Annotated in this window: 21 protein-coding genes; 14 read left to right on the plus strand and 7 right to left on the minus strand. The window is 70.5% G+C overall.

The genetic code is table 11. The annotated features are described in order from the left end of the window. Positions 1–67: 67 nt before the first annotated feature. From mshD to pstB, 11 genes are all read left to right on the plus strand, one after another. The gene (gene mshD / locus ACWCO8_RS27710) at positions 68–994 is read left to right on the plus strand and encodes a mycothiol synthase (RefSeq protein ID WP_451034540.1); all 927 of its coding nucleotides are present in this window, start codon (positions 68–70) and stop codon (positions 992–994) included. A gap of 95 nt (positions 995–1,089) precedes the next feature. Next, positions 1,090–1,473, plus strand: coding sequence for a GntR family transcriptional regulator (locus ACWCO8_RS27715; protein ID WP_451034541.1), 384 nt, complete (start codon positions 1,090–1,092; stop codon positions 1,471–1,473). A gap of 11 nt (positions 1,474–1,484) precedes the next feature. Beyond that, a complete protein-coding gene (locus ACWCO8_RS27720) occupies positions 1,485–2,387 on the plus strand; it encodes an ABC transporter ATP-binding protein (protein WP_451034542.1) in 903 nt (300 codons plus the stop codon). Then, entirely contained in the window at positions 2,384–3,307 is a 924-nt protein-coding gene (locus ACWCO8_RS27725) for an ABC transporter permease (RefSeq protein ID WP_451034543.1), read from the plus strand. Before ACWCO8_RS27720 ends, ACWCO8_RS27725 begins: the two co-directional genes overlap by 4 nt. Before the next feature lie 269 nt (positions 3,308–3,576). Further along, positions 3,577–5,928 (plus strand): RNA degradosome polyphosphate kinase, encoded by a 2,352-nt coding sequence (locus ACWCO8_RS27730; protein ID WP_451034544.1) that lies wholly within the window; start codon positions 3,577–3,579, stop codon positions 5,926–5,928. Continuing rightward, positions 5,915–7,000 (plus strand): CHAD domain-containing protein, encoded by a 1,086-nt coding sequence (locus ACWCO8_RS27735; protein WP_451034545.1) that lies wholly within the window; start codon positions 5,915–5,917, stop codon positions 6,998–7,000. The genes ACWCO8_RS27730 and ACWCO8_RS27735 overlap by 14 nt, the downstream gene beginning before the upstream one ends. 11 nt (positions 7,001–7,011) lie before the next feature. After that, positions 7,012–7,422, plus strand: coding sequence for an NUDIX hydrolase (locus tag ACWCO8_RS27740; RefSeq protein ID WP_451034577.1), 411 nt, complete (start codon positions 7,012–7,014; stop codon positions 7,420–7,422). Between the two features lie 314 nt (positions 7,423–7,736). After that, positions 7,737–8,873, plus strand: coding sequence for a phosphate ABC transporter substrate-binding protein PstS (pstS, locus tag ACWCO8_RS27745; RefSeq protein ID WP_451034546.1), 1,137 nt, complete (start codon positions 7,737–7,739; stop codon positions 8,871–8,873). 110 nt (positions 8,874–8,983) lie between these two features. After that, positions 8,984–9,961: a phosphate ABC transporter permease subunit PstC gene (pstC, locus tag ACWCO8_RS27750; protein ID WP_451034547.1), complete on the plus strand. Its 978-nt coding sequence runs from the start codon at positions 8,984–8,986 to the stop codon at positions 9,959–9,961. Beyond that, positions 9,958–11,037, plus strand: coding sequence for a phosphate ABC transporter permease PstA (gene pstA, locus ACWCO8_RS27755; protein WP_451034548.1), 1,080 nt, complete (start codon positions 9,958–9,960; stop codon positions 11,035–11,037). The genes pstC and pstA overlap by 4 nt, the downstream gene beginning before the upstream one ends. 26 nt (positions 11,038–11,063) lie before the next feature. Continuing rightward, positions 11,064–11,840 carry a phosphate ABC transporter ATP-binding protein PstB gene (gene pstB, locus ACWCO8_RS27760; RefSeq protein ID WP_451034549.1) on the plus strand — a complete coding sequence of 259 codons (777 nt, stop codon included), beginning with the start codon at positions 11,064–11,066 and terminating at the stop codon, positions 11,838–11,840. A 112-nt stretch (positions 11,841–11,952) separates the two neighbouring features. On the opposite strand, the gene ACWCO8_RS27765 is transcribed toward pstB, so the two are convergent. Together ACWCO8_RS27765 and ACWCO8_RS27770 are read right to left on the minus strand one after the other, a co-directional pair. Next, positions 11,953–12,951, minus strand: a complete 999-nt coding sequence (locus ACWCO8_RS27765) for an anion permease (RefSeq protein WP_451034550.1) — start codon at positions 12,949–12,951, stop codon at positions 11,953–11,955. 6 nt (positions 12,952–12,957) lie between these two features. Next, positions 12,958–13,578: a DUF47 domain-containing protein gene (locus ACWCO8_RS27770; protein WP_384513929.1), complete on the minus strand. Its 621-nt coding sequence runs from the start codon at positions 13,576–13,578 to the stop codon at positions 12,958–12,960. A gap of 193 nt (positions 13,579–13,771) precedes the next feature. On the opposite strand from ACWCO8_RS27770, the gene ACWCO8_RS27775 reads away from it, so the two are divergent. After that, positions 13,772–14,122, plus strand: coding sequence for a metal-sensitive transcriptional regulator (locus tag ACWCO8_RS27775; RefSeq protein WP_361960305.1), 351 nt, complete (start codon positions 13,772–13,774; stop codon positions 14,120–14,122). Between the two features lie 38 nt (positions 14,123–14,160). On the opposite strand, the gene ACWCO8_RS27780 is transcribed toward ACWCO8_RS27775, so the two are convergent. From ACWCO8_RS27780 to ACWCO8_RS27800, 5 genes are all read right to left on the minus strand, one after another. Further along, positions 14,161–14,364 carry a hypothetical protein gene (locus ACWCO8_RS27780; protein ID WP_451034551.1) on the minus strand — a complete coding sequence of 68 codons (204 nt, stop codon included), beginning with the start codon at positions 14,362–14,364 and terminating at the stop codon, positions 14,161–14,163. Positions 14,365–14,480: 116 nt separating this feature from the next. Continuing rightward, a complete protein-coding gene (locus ACWCO8_RS27785) occupies positions 14,481–15,287 on the minus strand; it encodes a hypothetical protein (protein WP_451034552.1) in 807 nt (268 codons plus the stop codon). 296 nt (positions 15,288–15,583) lie between these two features. Continuing rightward, a complete protein-coding gene (locus ACWCO8_RS27790) occupies positions 15,584–16,300 on the minus strand; it encodes a phosphatase PAP2 family protein (protein WP_362007814.1) in 717 nt (238 codons plus the stop codon). A gap of 157 nt (positions 16,301–16,457) precedes the next feature. After that, positions 16,458–17,438 carry a C40 family peptidase gene (locus tag ACWCO8_RS27795; RefSeq protein WP_362007905.1) on the minus strand — a complete coding sequence of 327 codons (981 nt, stop codon included), beginning with the start codon at positions 17,436–17,438 and terminating at the stop codon, positions 16,458–16,460. A gap of 171 nt (positions 17,439–17,609) precedes the next feature. Further along, positions 17,610–18,479: an NAD(P)-dependent oxidoreductase gene (locus ACWCO8_RS27800; RefSeq protein WP_451034553.1), complete on the minus strand. Its 870-nt coding sequence runs from the start codon at positions 18,477–18,479 to the stop codon at positions 17,610–17,612. Between the two features lie 103 nt (positions 18,480–18,582). Between ACWCO8_RS27800 and ACWCO8_RS27805 the strand changes: the two genes are divergently transcribed. Continuing rightward, a complete protein-coding gene (locus ACWCO8_RS27805) occupies positions 18,583–19,161 on the plus strand; it encodes a TetR/AcrR family transcriptional regulator (protein ID WP_451034554.1) in 579 nt (192 codons plus the stop codon). Between the two features lie 268 nt (positions 19,162–19,429). Next, positions 19,430–19,738: a hypothetical protein gene (locus tag ACWCO8_RS27810; RefSeq protein WP_260230621.1), complete on the plus strand. Its 309-nt coding sequence runs from the start codon at positions 19,430–19,432 to the stop codon at positions 19,736–19,738. Positions 19,739–19,795 lie beyond the last annotated feature (57 nt).

Genomic DNA, 19,795 nt, shown 5'->3' on the forward strand with positions numbered 1-19,795 from the left:
GAGTCAACGCGCGTAGCGCAACAGGGGGTACCGGGTTACAACTAGGTTGATTCCGTAGGCTCAAGGCATGACTCCAGACGCGGCACCGGCCCTCGAACCCGGCCGGCAGATCCACACTCTCGACGAGCTCTCGCCCGAGCAGGTGAGCGACGTCCTCGACCTGCTGGAGGCGGCCGACCGCGCGGACGGCGTCCATGCCGTGTCCGAGCAGGGGCGGCTCTATCTCCGGCACGGCCGGCGGGAAGGCGTCACGCACTTCCTGCTCACGGTCGGCTCGAACCTCTACGGCTACGCGCAACTGGAGGACACCGACCCCGTGGAGGCCCCGGCCGCCGAGCTCGTCGTCCACCCGACGCACCGGGGCCGGGGGCACGGGCGGGCGCTCGGTAGCGCGCTGCTCGCGGCCTCGGGCAAGCGGCTGCGGGTGTGGGCGCACGGCGGGAAGTCGGCGGCCCGGCACCTGGCGCAGGTCCTCGGCCTGACCCTGTTCCGCGAACTGCGCCAGCTGCGCCGCGCCTTGGTCCCGCTCGACATCCCCGAACCGGTGCTGCCCGAGGGCGTCACGGTCCGCACCTTCGTACCGGGCCAGGACGACGCCGCCTGGCTGGCCGTCAACGCGGCGGCCTTCGCCCACCACCCGGAGCAGGGCTCGCTCACCCAGCGGGACCTCGACGACCGGACGGCCGAGCCGTGGTTCGACCCGAAGGGCTTCTTCCTCGCGGAGAAGGACGGCCGGCTGATCGGCTTCCACTGGACGAAGACCCACGCGGAGGACCAGCTCGGCGAGGTGTACGTGGTCGGCATCCTGCCCGACGCCCAGGGCGGCGGCCTCGGCAAGGCGCTGACGGCGATCGGCCTGCGGCACCTGGCGGCGCAGGGGCTGCCGACGGCGATGCTGTACGTGGACGCGGACAACACGGCGGCCGTGACGGTGTACGAGCGGCTCGGGTTCGTGACGCACGAGGTGGACCTGATGTACCGCACGGAGTCGTGAGCCGGTAACCGGGTTTCGGCAGGGGGCGGTTGACACCGCCCCCTCCTTTCCACCACCCTTTCACTACTTGATTAGTGAAAGGGTGGTGGAAGAACATGCTCGAGTACCGGATCGACCGACGCAGCGGGGTCGCCACCTACCTCCAGATCGTCCAGCAGACCGAACAGGCCCTCCGGATGGGCCTCTTGGAGCCGGGCGACCAGCTGCCCACCGCGCGCGAGGTCGTCGAGGCGACGGCCATCAATCCGAACACGGTCCTCAAGGCCTACCGCGAGCTGGAGCGCGCCGGCCTCGTCGAGGCCCGCCGGGGCCTGGGCACCTTCGTCCGGGCCACGCTCGGAGCCGCCCCCGCCGAGTCGCCGCTGCGCGGCGAACTCGCCGACTGGGCGCGCCGGGCCCGCGCCGAGGGCCTGGAGCGCGAGGACGTGGCCGCGCTCTTCACTTCCGTACTGAAGGAATTCTTCGAGGGGAACGCATGACAGGGGGACGCATGACCAGTGGTACGGCCCTGAGCACCGAGGGCCTCGGCAAGCGGTACGGAGGACGGGGCGGAGGCGGCCGCTGGGCCCTGAAGGACTGCTCCTTCGCCCTCCCCACCGGCCGGGTGTGCGCGCTCGTCGGGCCCAACGGCGCGGGCAAGTCCACGCTCCTGGCCCTCGCGGCGGGCCTGCTCCGCCCCACCGAGGGCACGCTCCGGGCCCCCGCCCGCGAGCAGCTCGCGTACGTCGCCCAGGACAAGCCGCTCTACCCGCAGCTCACGGTCGCCGAGACGCTCAGGATGGGCCGCGAGCTGAACCCGGACCGCTGGGACGGGGCGATCGCGGACCGCGTCGTCGCCGCGGGCCCCCTGGACCCCGGGGCCCGGATCCGTACCCTCTCGGGCGGCCAGCGCACCCGCGTGGCCCTCGCCCTGGCCCTCGGCAAGCGTCCCGAACTCCTGCTCCTGGACGAGCCGATGGCCGATCTCGACCCGCTGGCCCGCCACGAGCTGATGGGCGTCCTGATGGCCGACGCGGCCGAGCGCGGCACGACCGTCGTCATGTCCTCGCACATCCTCACCGAGCTGGAGGGCGCCTGCGACCACCTGCTCCTCGTGGACGACGGCCGCGTCCGCCTGGACGGCACGATCGACGACCTCCTCGCCGCGCACGTGCTCCTGCGCGGCCCGGTCGCCGACCTGGCCCCGCACACGGTCGTCGACTCCCGCACGACGGGCCGTCAACTCACCGCCCTGGTCCGCCGCGAGGGCCGCGTCGAGGGCCCCTGGGAGACCACGCAACCCACCCTGGAGGACCTCCTCCTCGCCCACCTCCGCGCCTCGAAGACCCCCGAGACGACCACCGAGACGACCCCGACGACCCCCGCGACGACCCCCGAAGGAGCCTCCGCATGAGCAGCCTGACGCTGAAGGGCCCGTACTGGGTGACGGCCCGCCAGCACCGGAGAGCCCTTGTCCTCGCGGGCGCCGCCGTGGCGCTGAGCCTCGTGACCATGGCCTGGCTCCGCTACTGGGACTCCCGTACCGTCGGCTTCGACGAGGACCACGGCCTCTGGCTGATGCGCGGCGCAATGGACCTGGCCGCCACCGGGTTCCCCTTCGTCCCCCTGCTCGTCGCCGCGTTCGTCGCGGGCCCGCTGCTCGCCCGCGAGCTGGAATCGGGGACGTACAAGCTGGCCCTGACCCAGTCCGTGACGCCGTCCCGCTGGCTGGCGTCGAAGCTGCTGATCGCGGGCGCGGTGACGCTCGCCGGCACGCTCCTGCTGGTCGGCACGTTCCGGCTCGGCTGGGGCAACGTCACCGGCACGTACCGGTTCCAGTGGTACGACCAGGGCGTCTTCGAGTCCTCGGGGCCCGTCCTCGTCGCGTACGGTCTGCTCGCCGTGGCCGTCGGCGCGGTGCTCGGCCAGCTGATCCGCCGTACCGTCGTCGCCATGGCCGCGGCCGGCCTCGTCACCGGTCTCGTGCTGCTCGCCCTGAACGGCCTCCGCTGGGAGTGGCTGCCCGCGCGCACCGCCACCGCGCCGTTCGCACCGGGCGGCCCGGTCGTGGCCCCCGTTCCGCAGGACGCGCGGCTCGCCGACTCCGGGCTGCTCACCTCCACCGGCGAACGCCTGGACGGCTGGTACTGCGCCGAGCCCTTCGACCCCGCCGCCATGTGCCGGAACGACGTGCACGTGACCGCCCACTTCTCGGACTACTACCCGGCCTCGTACTACTGGCCCCTCCAGCTCATCGAGACCGGCCTCGTCCTGGTCCTCGCCGCCCTGGCGCTCTTCGCCGCCTTCCGCATCCTGCGCACCCGCCACGGCTAGCCGCCCCACGGGCCATGTACGCCCGCGCCCCGACCCCGTACCGTACGAATCAGGCCATGGAAAATCGGCCGGTGGGGCCCTCCAGGGGCCCCACCCCCGATTCCCGTACGACATGTCCTCGTTACCAGCCATTCAGACGCGCTTGCGACGCTCACGCAATGAAGCCCGCCGTGCCTCCTCCCGCCCAGGCGCTCCCGAAAGGGAGACTGCCCGCGCCCACGGCCCGCTCCGACGCGCCCGACCAGCCGTTCGCGCGGAAGAATGGGGCCATGAGCAAGCAGCCCGCCGAGGTCCCGGTCCAGCCGTCCGCCACCCCTTCCGCCCCGACGTCCGAGACACCCTCCGCGACGCCGGCCGCGAAGAACGCCAAGGCGTCCGCCAGGACGTCCGGGAGGAAGCCCGCGACCAGCGACAGGAAGGGCGAACCGGCCGCGCAGCCGACCGTCGGCGCGATAGCGGCGCACCGCCCCAGCACCGTCGCGGGCGCCCGTGGCTCCGACCTCGACCCCGATCTGGACGCCGACCTCGACGGCTACGAGGACGACGAGACCTCGGGCGAGCTGCCCCAGGGCCGCTTCCTCGACCGCGAGCGCAGCTGGCTCGCGTTCAACGAGCGCGTCCTCGAACTCGCCGAGGATCCCACCACGCCCCTCCTCGAACGGGCTAACTTCCTCGCCATCTTCGCGTCGAACCTCGACGAGTTCTTCATGGTCCGCGTGGCCGGTCTCAAGCGCCGCATCGCCACCGGTGTCGCCAACCGCTCCGCCTCCGGTCTGCAGCCCCGCGAGGTCCTGGAGCTGATCTGGACCCGCTCGCGCGAGCTCATGGCCCGGCACGCCGCCTGCTACCAGCAGGACGTCGCCCCCGCCCTCGCCGACGAGGGCATCCACCTCATCCGCTGGCCCGAGCTGACCGAGAAGGAGCAGGCGCGCCTCTTCACCCTGTTCCGCCAGCAGATCTTCCCGGTCCTCACCCCGCTGGCCGTGGACCCCGCGCACCCCTTCCCGTACATCTCCGGCCTCTCCCTCAACCTGGCCGTCGTCGTACGCAACCCGGTCAGCGGCCACCGCCACTTCGCCCGCGTCAAGGTGCCGCCGCTGCTCTCCCGCTTCCTGGAGGCCTCCCCGCAGCGCTACGTCCCGCTGGAGGACGTCATCGCCGCGCACCTGGAGGAGCTCTTCCCCGGCATGGAGGTGCTGGCGCACCACATGTTCCGGGTGACCCGGAACGAGGACCTGGAGGTCGAGGAGGACGACGCCGAGAACCTGCTCCAGGCCCTGGAGAAGGAGCTCCTGCGCCGCCGCTTCGGCCCGCCGGTCCGCCTGGAGGTCGAGGAGTCCATCGACCCGTACGTCCTCGACCTGCTGGTTCGCGAGCTGAAGATCTCCGACGCCGAGGTCTACCCGCTGCCCGGCCCGCTCGACCTCACCGGCCTCTTCGGGATCGCCTCCCTGGACCGGCCCGAGCTGAAGTACCCGAAGTTCGTCGCCGGCACCCACCGGGACCTGGCCGAGGTCGAGTCGGCCTCCGCGCCCGACATCTTCATGGCGCTGCGCGAGCGGGACGTGCTCCTGCACCACCCGTACGACTCCTTCTCCACCTCCGTCCAGGCCTTCCTGGAGCAGGCGGCCGCCGACCCGGACGTCCTCGCGATCAAGCAGACGCTGTACCGGACCTCCGGCAAGTCGCCGATAGTCGACGCGCTGATCGACGCCGCCGAGAGCGGCAAGCAGGTCCTCGTCCTCGTCGAGATCAAGGCCCGCTTCGACGAGCAGGCCAACATCAAGTGGGCGCGGAAGCTGGAGGAGGCCGGCTGCCACGTCGTCTACGGCCTCGTCGGGCTGAAGACGCACTGCAAGCTGTCGCTCGTGGTCCGCCAGGAGGGCGACGTCCTGCGCCGGTACTCGCACGTCGGCACCGGCAACTACCACCCGAAGACGGCCCGGCTCTACGAGGACCTCGGTCTGCTCACCGCCGACCCGCAGGTCGGCGCCGACCTCTCGGACCTGTTCAACCGGCTCTCCGGCTACTCCCGCCGCGAGACCTACCGCCGGCTGCTCACCGCGCCGAAGTCGCTGCGCGACGGGCTCGTCTCCCGGATCCACAAGGAGATCGCCCACCACCGCGCGGGCCGCCCGGCGTACGTCCGGATCAAGGTCAACTCGATGGTCGACGAGGCCATCATCGACGCCTGCTACCGGGCCTCGCAGGCGGGCGTCCCGGTCGACATCTGGGTCCGCGGCATCTGCGCGATCCGCCCGGGCGTCGCCGGTCTCTCCGAGAACATCCGGGTCCGCTCGATCCTCGGCCGCTTCCTGGAGCACTCCCGGATCTTCGCCTTCGGCAACGGCGGCGAGCCCGAGGTCTGGCTCGGCAGCGCCGACATGATGCACCGGAACCTCGACCGGCGCATCGAGGCCCTGGTCCGGGTCGCCGACCCGGCCCACCGGGCGGCCCTGACCCGGCTCCTGGAGACCGGAATGTCCGACACCACCTCCTCCTGGCACCTCGGCCCGGACGGGAACTGGACGCGGCACGCGACCGACCCCGAAGGCCAGCCGCTGCGGCACGTCCAGGAGATGCTCATCGACGCGCGGAGGCGCCGGCGTGCACAACCCTGACCACCTCGCGGCCACCGCGGACGTCGCCTCGGGCTCCACAGGCGTCACAGGCGTCACCACAGGCGCCCCTGCCACCACAGGCGTCTCGGCGGGCGAGGTCCTCTCCCCCTATCTCCAGGCGCGGGCCGGTGACTTCCTGCGCGCCCTGCGCCTGCACACGGAGGCCGGGGCGGACACGACCGGTGCGGAGGAGGCCGCCCGCGCGCTGCGGGCGGCCGCCCGGCGCATCGGCGGAACGCTGCACACCTTCCGGCCGCTCCTGGACGCCTCCTGGGCCGACCAGCTGCGCACGGAGCTGGCCTGGCTCTCCGGGACGCTCGCCCTGGAGCACGCCTGCACCGCCCGGCTCGTCCGCCTGGTGGACGCGCTGTCCCGCCTGTCGAGCGGCGGCAACGGCGGGCACGGCAGCGGCCACGGCAACGGCGGCCCGGTGCCGGCCGCGCGCGGCGCCGAGAGCTCCGGACTGACCGTCGGCGCCGCCCGCGCCGGCGCCCTCCTGGAACGCCAGCTCACCCTGGCCCGTACGCGCGCCCACTCGGCCGCGCTCCAGGCGCTCGGCTCCTCCCGCTTCCACGCGGTCGCGGACGCCGTCGCGCTCCTGGCCTCCGAGGTACCGCTGGGCCCCGCGGGGGCGGCCCAGGCGGTCGAGGTCCTGGACGCGCCGGCCGCGGTCGTCGAGCGCCGGCTGCTCGACGCGGTCGGCGGCCTGCCGCTGGCCCGCGCGGCCCACCCGTACAACGCCGACGCCCTCGCCCTCGCGGCCGGCGAGACCCAGGACGCGCCCTGGCACCAGGCCCGGCTGCTGCTCCGCCTGCACCGGTACGCCTGCGAGGTCCTGCAGGGCGACGCCCCGCCGGACCCGGTCCTCGACGAGGCCGGCCGGGCCCTGAACCGGCACCGCGACGCCTCCGAGGCGGCCGCCGCCGCGGCCGGCGCGGCCCGCACCCCGCGCATCGCCCCGGCGACCGCGTACGCCCTGGGCGTCCTCCACGCGGACCAGCGCCACGAGGTCGAGGCCGCCCGGTTCGCCTTCCAGCGCGCCTGGCAGCACGCCACGGCGCCGGTCCCGTGAACCACGAGCGGCTGAACCAGGTGGTCCGGGCGGCGGGCTGCGTCCTGTGGCGCCCCGCCCCCTCGGGCCGCGGCATCGACATCGCCCTGGTCCACCGGCCCAAGTACGACGACTGGTCGCACCCCAAGGGCAAGCTGAAGCGCGGCGAGACCCCGGAGGAGTGCGCCCGGCGGGAGGTACGCGAGGAGACGGGCCACTCCTGCGCGCTGGGCCCCCGCCTGCCCACGGTCCACTACCTGGCGAACGGGCGCCCGAAGGAAGTCACGTACTGGTCGGCCCTGGCCCTGGGCGGCGCCTTCGCCCCGTCCAAGGAGGTCGACCGGCTGGTCTGGCTCGCCCCGGAGCGGGCGCGGGCGCGATTGACCCAGCCGAGGGACAGGGAGCTGCTCGACGCGCTCCTGTCGCATCAGTCGAGCCACTAGTGGGCAGGCGTTCCGCCGGACCGCCCCGGACCGCCGCCCACCACCCGTCGCACCCGTACCGCCGGGCCTCGTACCCGTACCGCCACCACCCCCCGTACACGTGCCGCCACCCTCCCCGGGGCTCCGCACCCGCCCTTACGGCACGGTTCACTTTCCGTTCACTCTCAACCGTCGGCCGCTTCACCTGTTCTGCCTAATTTCGGTCGTACAGGGTGCACAGGCACAGCGCCGCGCCCTCAACCCGACACACGCCGCCGTACAACGTTCAGGACACCCGGTCCGCGGCTGGCGGCTTCTGGAAGGAACACCCGAAAGTGAAGCTTTCGCGCATGAACGGGCTTCGCGCCTCCGCGATCGGTGCCCTCGTCGTCTCCGGCGCCCTCGTCCTCTCGGCGTGTGGCTCGGACAACAACACCGGCACCCCCGCGAACGGCGAGAAGACCTCGGCCGCCGCGTCGAACATCAAGTGCGACGGCGCCAAGGGCCAGCTCCTCGCCGCGGGCTCCTCCGCGCAGAAGGGCGCGATGGACCTCTGGGTCAAGAACTTCCAGGCGGCCTGTGACGGCGTCGAGGTCAACTACCAGGCCATCGGCTCCGGCGGCGGTATCACCAAGTTCAACCAGGGCCAGGTCGCGTTCGCCGGCTCCGACTCCGCGCTGAAGGAGGAGGAGGTCGCCGAGTCCGCGAAGATCTGCAAGACCGGCAAGGGCATCAACCTCCCGATGGTCGGTGGCCCCATCGCCATCGGTTACAAGCTGGACGGCGTGGACAACCTGGTCCTGGACGCCTCCACCCTCGCCAAGATCTTCGACAACAAGATCACCAAGTGGAACGACCCGGCGATCGCCAAGCTGAACCCGGGCGCCAAGCTGCCCGACAGCTCGATCCAGGCCTTCCACCGCTCCGACGAGTCGGGCACCACCCAGAACCTGGGCAAGTACCTCTCGACGGCCGCCCCGGCCGACTGGAAGCACGACCCGAAGTCGAAGTCGTGGCCCGCCCAGGGTGGCCAGGCCGCCAACGGCTCCTCCGGTGTCGCCACCGCGGTCAAGGACGCCGAAGGCGCCATCGGCTACTTCGAGCTCTCCTACGCCACCGCCAACAAGATCAACACGGTCAGCCTGAACACCGGCGCCGCTGCCCCGGTCGCGGCCACCTCGGAGAACGCCTCCAAGGCGATCGCCGCCGCCAAGGTCAAGGGCACCGGCTCCGACATGGCGCTCTCCCTCGACTACGCCACCAAGGCCGAGGGCGCCTACCCGCTGATCCTCGTCACCTACGAGATCGCCTGCGACAAGGGCAACAAGGCGGAGACCCTGCCGACCCTGAAGGCGTTCCTCAACTACACCGTCTCCGAGGAGGGTCAGAAGATCCTCTCCGACGCCGGTTACGCCCCGCTCCCGGCCGACATCGCGGCCAAGGTCCGCGAGATCGTCCCCACCCTGTCCTGATCCCCGGCCGGGGCCGGTCCGCCACCCACGGGTGACGGACCGGCCTCGGCATCCGGTGCACCGCCGCCAGGAGCCGTACGCACGTACCGCTCCGCAGACCGGAGAGACCGATGGTTACGACAACCACACCACCCATACGAAACAGCCGCCGCGCCAAGAGCGCGACGCGCGCGGGAGACAAGATCTTCCTCGGGCTGTCCCGAGGTTCCGGCATCACCCTCCTGGTGATCATGGCCGCGATCGCGGGCTTCCTCACCTACCGCGCCGTCCTTGCCATCTCCAAGGACTCCACGAACTTCTTCACCACCTTCGAGTGGAACCCGGCCGGCGTCCCGCCGGTGTTCGGCATCGCGGTCCTCGCCTTCGGCACGATCGTCTCGTCGATCATCGCGATGCTCATCGCCGTGCCGGTCGCGATCGGTATCGCGCTCTTCATCTCGCACTACGCCCCGCGCAAGCTGGCCAAGCCGCTCGCGTACGTGGTCGACCTGCTCGCCGCCGTCCCCAGCATCATCTACGGCCTGTGGGGCGCGATCTTCCTGGTCCCGTACCTCGACGGCCTCAACAAGTGGCTCGACGAGTACTTCGGCTGGACCTACATCTTCGACAAGGCCAGCGACGGCCCCGCCCGCAACCTCTTCACCGTGGGCATCCTGCTGGCGATCATGATCCTGCCGATCATCACCAACGTGACCCGTGAGGTCTTCCTCCAGGTCCCGCAGATGCAGGAAGAGGCCGCCCTCGCCCTCGGCGCCACGCGCTGGGAGGTCATCCGGATGTCCGTCATCCCCTTCGGCCGCTCCGGCATCATCAGCGCCTCGATGCTCGGCCTCGGCCGCGCGCTCGGCGAGACGATGGCCGTCGCCGTCGTGCTCTCCCCGAGCTTCCTCCTCTCGGGCCACCTCCTCGACCCGGGCGGCGGCACCTTCGCCCAGAACATCGCGGCGAAGTTCAACGAGGCCGACGCCTTCGGCCGTGACGCCCTGATCGCCTCCGGTCTGGTCCTCTTCGTCATCACGCTGCTGGTCAACGGCGCGGCCCGGTGGATCATCGGTCGCCGCAAGGAGTACTCGGGGGCCAACGCATGAGCCACAACGCCATACAGGATCGCCCGCCCGTGAAGACCGTCGTGAAGCGCGATCCGCTCAGCCACTCCCGGCTCCCCAAGTGGACCCCGTTCGCCATCGCCATCGGCTCGATCGCCGCGGCCGTCGGCCTCGGCCTCGCGGCCGGCTGGCACAGCCGCATCCAGTGGGGCCTGATCGCCGCGCTGTTCTTCGTCCTCGGGACGTACGCGATCACCTCCAAGGTCGAGGGCAGCCGTCAGGCCAAGGACCGCGTCGCGACCAGCCTCGTCTGGGTCTGCTTCGTCCTGGCCGTCATCCCGCTGCTCTCGCTGGCCTGGGTCACGATCAGCAAGGGCATCGAGGTCCTCGACCCGTACTTCCTGAGCCACTCGATGAACGGCGTCCTCGACGCCGAGGCCGGCGGCGGTGTCTACCACGCGCTGCTCGGCACGATCGAGCAGGTCGCCATCGCGACCCTGATCGCCGCGCCGATCGGCCTGCTGACCGCGGTCTACCTCGTCGAGTACGGCGGCGGGAAGCTCGCCAAGGCCGTCACCTTCTTCGTCGACGTCATGACGGGCATCCCGTCGATCGTCGCGGGCCTGTTCATCCTCGCCACCTGGAATCTGATGCTGGGCTTCGGGCCCTCCGGATTCGCCGGCGCGATGGCCCTCGCGATCCTGATGATGCCGGTCGTCGTCCGCTCCACCGAGGAGATGCTCAAGCTCGTCCCGAACGAGCTGCGCGAGGCCTCCCTCGCACTCGGCATCCCGAAGTGGCGCACGATCCTGAAGGTGGTCCTGCCCACCGCGATCGGCGGCATCACCACGGGCGTCATGCTCGCGGTCGCCCGCATCACCGGTGAGACGGCCCCCATCCTGCTCCTCGTGTTCGGTACGAAGCTGATCAACCCGAACCCCTTCGAAGGCGCCCAGTCCTCGCTGCCGCTCTACGTGTACGAGCAGTACGCGGTCGGCACCGACGCCGCAGTGTCCCGTGCATGGGGCGCCGCGCTCGTCCTGATCGCCTTCGTCATGATCCTCAACCTGGTGGCCCGCGGCATCGCCCGCTGGAAGGCCCCCAAGACCAGCCGCTGACGCGGCGACCCTGGAAGTGAATTGATATGGCCAAGCGAATCGACGTCAGCGGCCTCTCCGCGTACTACGGCGCCCACAAGGCGATCGACGACATCTCCATGACGGTCGAGCCCCGCTCGGTGACGGCCTTCATCGGCCCCTCCGGCTGCGGCAAGTCCACGTTCCTGCGCACCCTCAACCGCATGCACGAGGTCACCCCCGGCGGCCGCGTCGAGGGCAAGGTCCTCCTGGACGACCAGGACCTGTACGGCGCCGGGGTCGACCCGGTCGCCGTGCGCCGCACGGTCGGCATGGTGTTCCAGCGCCCGAACCCGTTCCCCACCATGTCGATCTTCGACAACGTGGCGGCGGGCCTGCGGCTCAACGGCTCGTACAAGAAGTCCGAGCTCAACGAGATCGTCGAGCGCTCCCTCAAGGGCGCGAACCTCTGGAACGAGGTCAAGGACCGCCTGAACAAGCCGGGCTCCGGCCTCTCCGGCGGTCAGCAGCAGCGTCTGTGCATCGCCCGCGCGATCGCGGTCGAGCCCGACGTCCTGCTGATGGACGAGCCCTGCTCGGCCCTCGACCCGATCTCCACGCTCGCGATCGAGGACCTGATCGGTGAGCTGAAGGAACGGTTCACGATCGTCATCGTCACGCACAACATGCAGCAGGCCGCCCGCGTCTCGGACCGCACGGCCTTCTTCAACCTGGCGGCCGTGGGCCAGCCGGGCAAGCTCATCGAGCTGGACGACACGGAGCGCATCTTCTCCAACCCGACTGTCCAGGCGACCGAGGACTACATCTCGGGCCGCTTCGGATAAACACGTCTAGCGGTGCTGCATGGCGGTGCCACCGCAAGACGAATGGGCCCGGCTCTCCCACAGGAGAGCCGGGCCCAACCATTTGCCCCAGGGGGCGGCGGCCTTTCGGCCGTCACCCGAAGAACAGCCGCACCACGTAATAACTGAGCGCCGCGACCAACGCCGCCGCCGGCATCGTGATGAACCACCCCAGGATGATGTTCTTCGCGACCCCCCACCGCACCGCGTTCACCCGCTTCGTCGCCCCCACGCCCATGATCGCGGACGTGATGACGTGCGTCGTCGAGATCGGCGCGTGGAAGAGGAACGCCGAGCCGAACATGATCGTCGCGCCCGTCGTCTCCGCCGCGAACCCCTGCGGCGGGTCCAGCTCGATGATCTTCCGGCCGAGCGTCCGCATGATCCGCCAGCCACCCGCGTACGTACCCAGCGAGAGCATCACGGCGCACGCGATCTTCACCCACACCGGGATGTCGTCGCCCGACTGCTGCACATCGGCGATGACCAGGGCCATCACCACGATGCCCATCGTCTTCTGGGCGTCCTGCAGACCGTGGCCGAGGGCCATGCCCGCCGCCGACACCGTCTGCGCGATACGGAAACCGCGCTTCGCCTTGTGCGGGTTGGCCTTCCGGAACATCCACAGGATCAGGCACATCACCAGGTAACCGGCGACGAGACCGACGACCGGCGAAACGAACATCGGGATGACGACCTTGTCGAGCACGCCCGACCAGATCACCTCCGTACCGCCCGCGAGCGCCGCGCCCACCATGCCGCCGAACAGCGCGTGCGAGGAGGAGGACGGCAGACCGAAGTACCAGGTGACCAGGTTCCAGATGATCGCGCCGACGAGCGCGGCGAAGAGGATGCCCATCCCCTTGTCGCCGTGCGGCGTCTCGATCAGGCCCTCACTGACGGTCTTGGCGACCCCGCTGCCGAGGAACGCGCCGGCGAGGTTCATCACCGCCGCCATCGCCAGGGCCGCCCGCGGGGTCAGCGCCCGGGTCGAGACCGAGGTGGCGATGGCGTTCGCCGAGTCGTGGAAGCCGTTCGTATACGTGAAGCCGAGCGCGACACCGATGGTCACGATCAGCGCGAAGGTGTCCACGAAGCCTCAGGACTCCTTGACCGCGATGGTCTCCACCGTGTTCGCCACGTGCTCGAACGCATCGGCCGCCTCTTCCAGGACGTCCACGATCTGCTTGAGCTTGAGCACCTCGATGGCGTCGTACTTGCCGTTGAAGAGATGGGCGAGCAGCTTGCGGTGGATCTGGTCGGCCTGGTTCTCGAGCCGGTTGATCTCGATCCAGTACTCGGTGAGGTTGTTCATCGTCCGCAGGTGCGGCATCGCCTCGGCGGTCAGCTCGGCCGCCCGGGCCAGCACCTCGATCTGCTGCTCGACACCCTTGGGGAGTTCCTCGACGTTGTAGAGGACGACCAGGTCGACGGCCTCCTCCATGAAGTCCATGATGTCGTCGAGGGAGGAGGCGAGGGAGTAGATGTCCTCGCGGTCGAAGGGTGTGATGAACGAGGAGTTCAACTGGTGGAAGATCGCGTGGGTAGCATCGTCACCCGCGTGTTCCGCTGCCCGCATCCGCTCCGCGATCTCGGCCCGGGCGGAAGGCTCCGCTCCGAGCAGTTCCATCAGGAGTTTCGAGCCCGTGACGATGTTGTCCGCGGACGCGGCGAACATGTCGTAGAAGCTCGTCTCCCTGGGGGTCAGACGAAATCGCACGTGGGGTCCTCGGGGTGCTGGGTTTCGGTCAGGCTGATGCTAGGCGCATCATCCGGCCACGGCTAACCGGCGTCCCTTCAGTGTCGCCCATCAGGCACAGTGATCTGCACGGGCCCCCGCCCGGATCGGCGGGGATCGGTACCATATACCCACGAGGGGTATACACACCCTTTCTGGACAACGGGAGGACGCGATGACGACCACCGAGGCGGCCGAGGTCACCCCCGAAGCCTCCGCACCCACGACCGACCACGATCACGGGGTGCACGGCTACCACAAGCAGAAGGACGAGCACCTCAAGCGGCTGCGCCGGATCGAGGGCCAGATCCGCGGTCTGCAGCGGATGGTCGACGAGGACACCTACTGCATCGACATACTCACCCAGGTCTCCGCCTCCACGAAGGCCCTGCAGTCCTTCGCGCTCCAGCTCCTGGAGGAGCACCTGCGGCACTGCGTCGCCGACGCCGCGACCAAGGGCGGCGACGAGATCGACGCCAAGGTCGAGGAAGCCACCAAGGCCATCGCGCGGATGCTGCGTACCTGAGAGCCCGGGGCCGCCGGCGACGGCGCCCCGGTCGACCATCAACGGTCGGCCCGCTCCGTGACGCCCGGCTCCCTGACCACCGGCTCCGTATCGACCCGCAGCACCTCGTCGATACGGTCCGCGCTGAGCCGCTCCCCGTCGGCCGCCGACGCGGCGATGATCAGCTCACCGCACAACTCGATCTCGGCGAGAGCGACGCGGTCCTGTTCCGTGGGCACGGTCGCGGTACTGGGCGGGGCCACGCGCGTTCACCTCTTCCTGCCGGCGTCGGTCTCCCAGCGTAGGGAGCGCGCCACGCAACGCGCATGACTAGTCCGGACCATTTGGCCATGGCCTGCGGGTGGCTTCGCGCCGCTCGCTACACCTCGATCTTCCCGGCGTAGATGTCCCCGCGACTCGGCAGCCGTACGTCGACGGGGGTGCCGAACCCGTACAGCAGGGTCGTCGACGCGACCGCGACCGTACGGTCCTTGTTGGCGAAGCTGAACTGGTGGCGGACCTTCCGCAGCCGGCCCTCCGCGTCGAGGTACGCGTCGAAGGGCACCGAGTCCTTGGCGAACCCTTTCGCCGCCGCGGCGAGCGAGCCGCGCACCTGCGGCGAGGCGGCCCGCGCGGCCGCCCCGAGGTCGGCGACCCCGCGGTAGTGGCTGACTTTCACCCCTGCCAGGTCGACCTGGCCGACGTACGTCACGCGCTGCGCGCCGCGCAGCAGTTCGGCGGCGGCGCCCGGGTCGGTGGCCCCGCCGGTGACGAGGTTGCCGTCGTCCAGGGTGGTGGTGTCGACCCGTACCCACTTGTCGGCCGGGACGCCCGCGCCGCGGTTCTTCATGTAGAGCGCGCCGGGGACGAGGAGTTCGGTGACGGGCCGGTGCTCGTCCGCTCCGGCGGCGTCCTTGGGCAGGACGACCTGGAGCCGTCCGGTACGGCGCCGGAAGTCGTAGCCGCCCTCGCCCCGGATGGTGACCCGCGTCCCACCGGTGGCCATCTCCATGCTGGTGCTCGTCTTGGCGGTGCCCGCCCGGGTCAGCACCTCGGCCGCGCCCCGCACGGTCTCGGTGGGGTCGCCGCCGGGCGCGGGGTCCTCGGGTCCGGCGCACCCGCCGGCCATCAGTGCGGCGGCGACGGCCCACGCCCCGCCCCTGAACCCGTACCGCCGCACCACCATCGCCTGCCAACCCCCAACGCCGTACCGCTGCCTGTCCGGGACCCGCCCGATCCGCATAACGACGGCTCGGGCGACCCGTCACGCGCAGTACGGTGGATGCGTGCACCACCAAGCCCCGCCTCACGCCACCACCACGACGGAACGCGGCTCTTTCGCGGTCGCCCGATGCAGCTGTGGTTGGACCGGCCCGGCGCGAAGATCGCGGGACAAGGCCCGGACGGACGCGGCGACCCACACGGACTCGACGCGACAGACCGTTTGAGGCAAGCGGTTTGAGGCGCTGTCCGGCTCGCGGGCTACGCCGCGAGGTCGTTGTCCTCGGGGCCTGAGCCGATCCGGGGCTCGGGGATGTCGAGCGTCTCGGGGACGGCGGACCGCGCGGCGGCGCTCCGGGAGCGGATCAGGCGGGCCCCGTGCCGGGAGCGGGCGATCGCGGTGACGAGCGGGGTCAGCAGGGCGTGGGCGACGGGGGCGAGGAGCAGCGCCACCGCCGTACCGAGGGCGATGCCGCCGATGACGTCGGTCGGGTAGTGGACGCCCATGTAGACCCGGCAGAAGCCCTCGGCGAAGGCGAGCGCGATCGCGAGGAGGCCGAGCTTGCGGTGGGCGATGAAGACCCCGACGGCGATGGCCATCGCGAGCGTGGCGTGGTCGCTGACGAAGGAGTAGTCAGTCTTGCCGGAGACGAGGACTTCGAGGCCCTGGTGGTCGTTGAACGGTCTGGGCCGCTCGACGAAGCCGCGGATGGGGATGTTGACGAGGATCGCGACGCCGGCGGCGAGCGGCGCCCACACGAGCGAGGCGAAACCGGAGACGGAGTCGGCGAGGGTGTCGCGGCGGCGGACGCTCCACCAGGTCCAGAGCGCGACGAGGACGAGGGCGAGCATGATCCCGTACTCGCCCACGAAGCCCATGACACGGTCGAGCCAGGGCGGGGCCTGCCGCGCCAGCCCGTTGATGTCGTAGAGCAGGCTGACATCGGGGTTGGAACCATCCGATGCGAGTCCAGCCACTGCTGCCCCTTGCCTTGTCACGTGAATCGAACGAACCGTCTGACGCGTGCGTTCCGCTCACCGTCGATGATCGCCCTGACGTTACCGAAGAGTGACACGTCGTCGCAGCTCAGGGCCTGTGCTTAACGGAGAGTTCCGGCCAGGGAGCCACGGTCCGTCAGGTCTGCGGCAGATGCGTGGGAAGCGCCGCGGCGCCGTCCTTCGTCACCCTGGTGGCACCAAAATAGTCAGGCGTGTCGATCTTGTCGAAGCGGATGACGGCCCCGGTGCGCGGGGCGTCGATCATGTAGCCGCCGCCGACGTAGATGCCGACGTGCCTGATGGCGCGGGAGTTGGTCAGGTCGTCGGAGAAGAAGACCAGGTCACCGGGGAGCAGCTCGTCTCGGGAGGGATGGGGGCCCGCGTTGTACTGGTCGTTGGCGACGCGCGGCAGCTCGATCCCGACCGAGAGGTACGCGGCCTGGGTCAGACCGGAGCAGTCGAATCGGCCATTTTGAGCCGCGGTGCCGGTGCCGCCCCAGAGGTAGGGCGTGCCGAGCTTCTGCTGGGCGTAGTAGATCGCTCCGGCGGCCTGCCGCGAGGGCTCGACGCGGCCGACGGGCCGGGCGAAGCTCTTCTCGAGGGACCGGATGATGCGGACGTAGTTCTGGGTCTCGGTGATGCGCGGCACACCGCCGGACTTGATGACCCGGTAGGCGCCCGCGTTGTACGCGGCGAGCATGTTGTTCGTCGGGTCGCCCGGCACGTCCTTCACATAGCCGGCGAGCTCGCAGTCGTAGGTGGCGGCGGAGGGGATCGCGTCCTTGGGATCCCAGACGTCCCGGTCGCCGTCCCCGTCCCCGTCGATGCCGTGCCCGGCCCAGGTGCCGGGGATGAACTGGGCGATGCCCATGGCGTTGGCGGGCGAGACGACCCTCGGGTTCCAGCCGCTCTCCTGGTAGAGCTGGGCGGCGAGCAGGGCCGGGTTGATGGCGGGGCAGAGGTTCCCCCACCGCTGGACCAGCCCCTGGTACGCGGCGGGCACGGCGCCCTTCGCCAGGGCCACGGTGCCGTTCTTGGCGTCCCCGGCGCCCCCGATGAGTCCTGCGGCGGCGGAGTACGTACCGACGACGAGCAGCGCGACGAAGCCGAGGCACATGCCGAAGACCCCACCGGCCACCAGCCAGGCCTTGCGCGCCCTACGCACCGTCAACCACCCCTGGGGTCTTGGCAGTCCATCGAGCGACAAGTCTAGGTGCGGCGCCCGCCTCGCAGGCGGGCTGCCGCCAACCGTTTCGGACAAAGTCACCGGGCATGCCGAACCGCTGAACTACCGCCCCTTGAGCACCTCCACAAGACTGGAACTGCTGGCGTCCCCGTACCCGGCGGCGACACCGCGCCGGAAGAGGTCGGCGACGGCGGCGGGGAGCGCCGCGTCGACACCGGCGTCGGTGACGGTGTGCACGACGTGTTCGGTGCTGGCGAGCCCCATGGCGAGGCGGTCGACGTCTCCTGAGTGGTCGCCTGCGTCGACGCGGGGCCCGTAGAACTCCACGAACTGCTGGAGGTCGAGCGCGCCGAGGGCGTGCGGCTGGAGGTCGGTGGCCGTGATGCCGTACGCGTCGGCGAGGGCGAGGGCCTGCCAGTAGCCGCTCAGGGAGGTCCAGAACATGACCATGTTGAGCTGGTAGTAGAGCGCGGCGAGCCCGGGGTCCTCGCCGCGGTGGTCGGTGGCCGTGAGGACTTCGAGGGTGGCGCGGTGGGCCTCGAAGACGTCGCGCGGCCCGCTGTAGAAGGTGGAGGAGCCGGGCCGGCCGATGCCGGACGGCGGTGTGAGGACCCCGCCGGTGAGCTGCACGGCCCCGCGCTCCCGCACCCAGTCCGCCGCGGCGCGCGCCCGGTCGGGGGTGTCGGAGCTGAGGTTGACGAGGACCCGCCCGGCGAGGAGGGCGGGTTCGACGCCGCCCAGTACGTCGTACACGGCCCGGTAGTCGGTGAGGCTGAGGAGGACGACCTCGTTGGCGGCGACGGCTTCGGCGGGCGAGGCCGCGAGGACGGCACCCCGGCGCACGAGCTCGTCGGCGCGGGAGGGGGTGCGGTTCCAAAGGGTGACGTCGTAGCCCTGGTCGAGGTAGGCGGCGGCCATGGCGCGCCCCATGGGGCCGAGGCCGATGACGGTGACGGAGTTCTGGTGACGCATGAAAGCTCCCTAGAACGAACGCTCTATCCAGCAACGAAGGGGACGCTAGCACACGACTAAAACGAACGCTCTACTCAATGAGCAACCTCGCTAGAATCACGGCATGCAGACCAGCACCGTCGGCACCCGCGAGCGGATCGTCGTCGCCGCCGCCCGCCTCATCCAGCGCCAGGGCTACGTCGGCACGGGCATCAAGCAGATCGCCCAGGAGGCGGAGGCCACCCTCGGCTCCGTGTACCACTTCTTCCCCGGCGGCAAGGAGGCCGTGGCGGTCGAGGCGATGACGCACAGCCGCAAGGAGTTCGCCGCGATGCTGCGTACCGCACTGGACGGTGAGGACGACCCCGCCGCCGCGGTCGACGCCTGCGCCCGCCTCCTGGCCCGCGAACTCCGCGACTCCGGCTGGATCGACGGCTGCCCGGTCACCGCGGCCGCGCTGGAGACCCTGGGCACGGACAACGCCATCCAACGCGCCTGCGCCGAGGCGTTCCTGACGTGGCAGCGCGTCGTCGAGGACAAGCTCCTCGGCTGCGGCTTCCCCGGCCCCGAGGCCCGGGACCTCGCGGCGACGGTCATCAACACGCTGGAGGGCGCGGAGGTCACCGCGCAGGTCACGCGCTCGGAGACCCCGCTGCTCCTGGCGGGCCGTCACCTCGCGCGCCTGGTCGCGTCATACGCCTGACCTGCCGCGCCACCACCCCAAGAGTGCAACAACGACAGTCATTGCCCGGAGTCACCCTCCGTGATACACAGAGTGACCATACGCTTCCTCGCATAGAAACCGGCCACACCGTCGCAGGTCAAGACGGTCGGACCGGTCACATGTGCGGGGATCGGGTAAAGAGAGCCGTCAAGCCGTCACACGCGAGCGGTTTCATCAGCGAAGATAGGGCGATGACCCATGCCATCGGGCAGGGGCGACGAACTACCCAACAGGGGCGGTGAGTTACATGTACCTGGCGGCCGAAGAGGGCGACATCACCACCATCATCGGTGGAATCGCCCCGAACTGGGGGCCTTTCGGGAGCCTGGGCAATGAAGCCAAGGTGATGATTGAGGTCGTGATGGCCGTGGCCATCCTGCTCTGTCTCGGCATCGCCATCTGGGGAGCGGCCAAGCAGCGCATCGGCGCGACCGCACTCCGGGACACGTTCAGCGCGGAACAGGGCAAGGGCCTGATCGTGGCCGGCCTGACCGGCGTCTTCATCATCGGCTCGCTGGGGACGCTGTTCACGATCGTGTACGGCATGGCCGTCTGACGTCCGGGTCGGTTCCTTTTCCTGATGTCCAGTCTGATGTCCAGTCTGATGTCCAGT

The sequence above is a fragment of the Streptomyces sp. NPDC001927 genome (assembly GCF_053594455.1).

Coding starts and splice junctions, on each gene's coding strand:
- mshD (WP_451034540.1), top strand. CDS start 68: ATGACTCCAGACGCGGCACCGGCCCTCGAACCCGGCCGGCAGATCCAC.
- ACWCO8_RS27715 (WP_451034541.1), top strand. CDS start 1,090: ATGCTCGAGTACCGGATCGACCGACGCAGCGGGGTCGCCACCTACCTC.
- ACWCO8_RS27720 (WP_451034542.1), top strand. CDS start 1,485: ATGACCAGTGGTACGGCCCTGAGCACCGAGGGCCTCGGCAAGCGGTAC.
- ACWCO8_RS27725 (WP_451034543.1), top strand. CDS start 2,384: ATGAGCAGCCTGACGCTGAAGGGCCCGTACTGGGTGACGGCCCGCCAG.
- ACWCO8_RS27730 (WP_451034544.1), top strand. CDS start 3,577: ATGAGCAAGCAGCCCGCCGAGGTCCCGGTCCAGCCGTCCGCCACCCCT.
- pstC (WP_451034547.1), top strand. CDS start 8,984: ATGGTTACGACAACCACACCACCCATACGAAACAGCCGCCGCGCCAAG.
- pstA (WP_451034548.1), top strand. CDS start 9,958: ATGAGCCACAACGCCATACAGGATCGCCCGCCCGTGAAGACCGTCGTG.
- pstB (WP_451034549.1), top strand. CDS start 11,064: ATGGCCAAGCGAATCGACGTCAGCGGCCTCTCCGCGTACTACGGCGCC.
- ACWCO8_RS27775 (WP_361960305.1), top strand. CDS start 13,772: ATGACGACCACCGAGGCGGCCGAGGTCACCCCCGAAGCCTCCGCACCC.
- ACWCO8_RS27785 (WP_451034552.1), bottom strand. CDS start 15,287: ATGGTGGTGCGGCGGTACGGGTTCAGGGGCGGGGCGTGGGCCGTCGCC.
- ACWCO8_RS27795 (WP_362007905.1), bottom strand. CDS start 17,438: ATGTGCCTCGGCTTCGTCGCGCTGCTCGTCGTCGGTACGTACTCCGCC.
- ACWCO8_RS27800 (WP_451034553.1), bottom strand. CDS start 18,479: ATGCGTCACCAGAACTCCGTCACCGTCATCGGCCTCGGCCCCATGGGG.
- ACWCO8_RS27805 (WP_451034554.1), top strand. CDS start 18,583: ATGCAGACCAGCACCGTCGGCACCCGCGAGCGGATCGTCGTCGCCGCC.
- ACWCO8_RS27810 (WP_260230621.1), top strand. CDS start 19,430: ATGTACCTGGCGGCCGAAGAGGGCGACATCACCACCATCATCGGTGGA.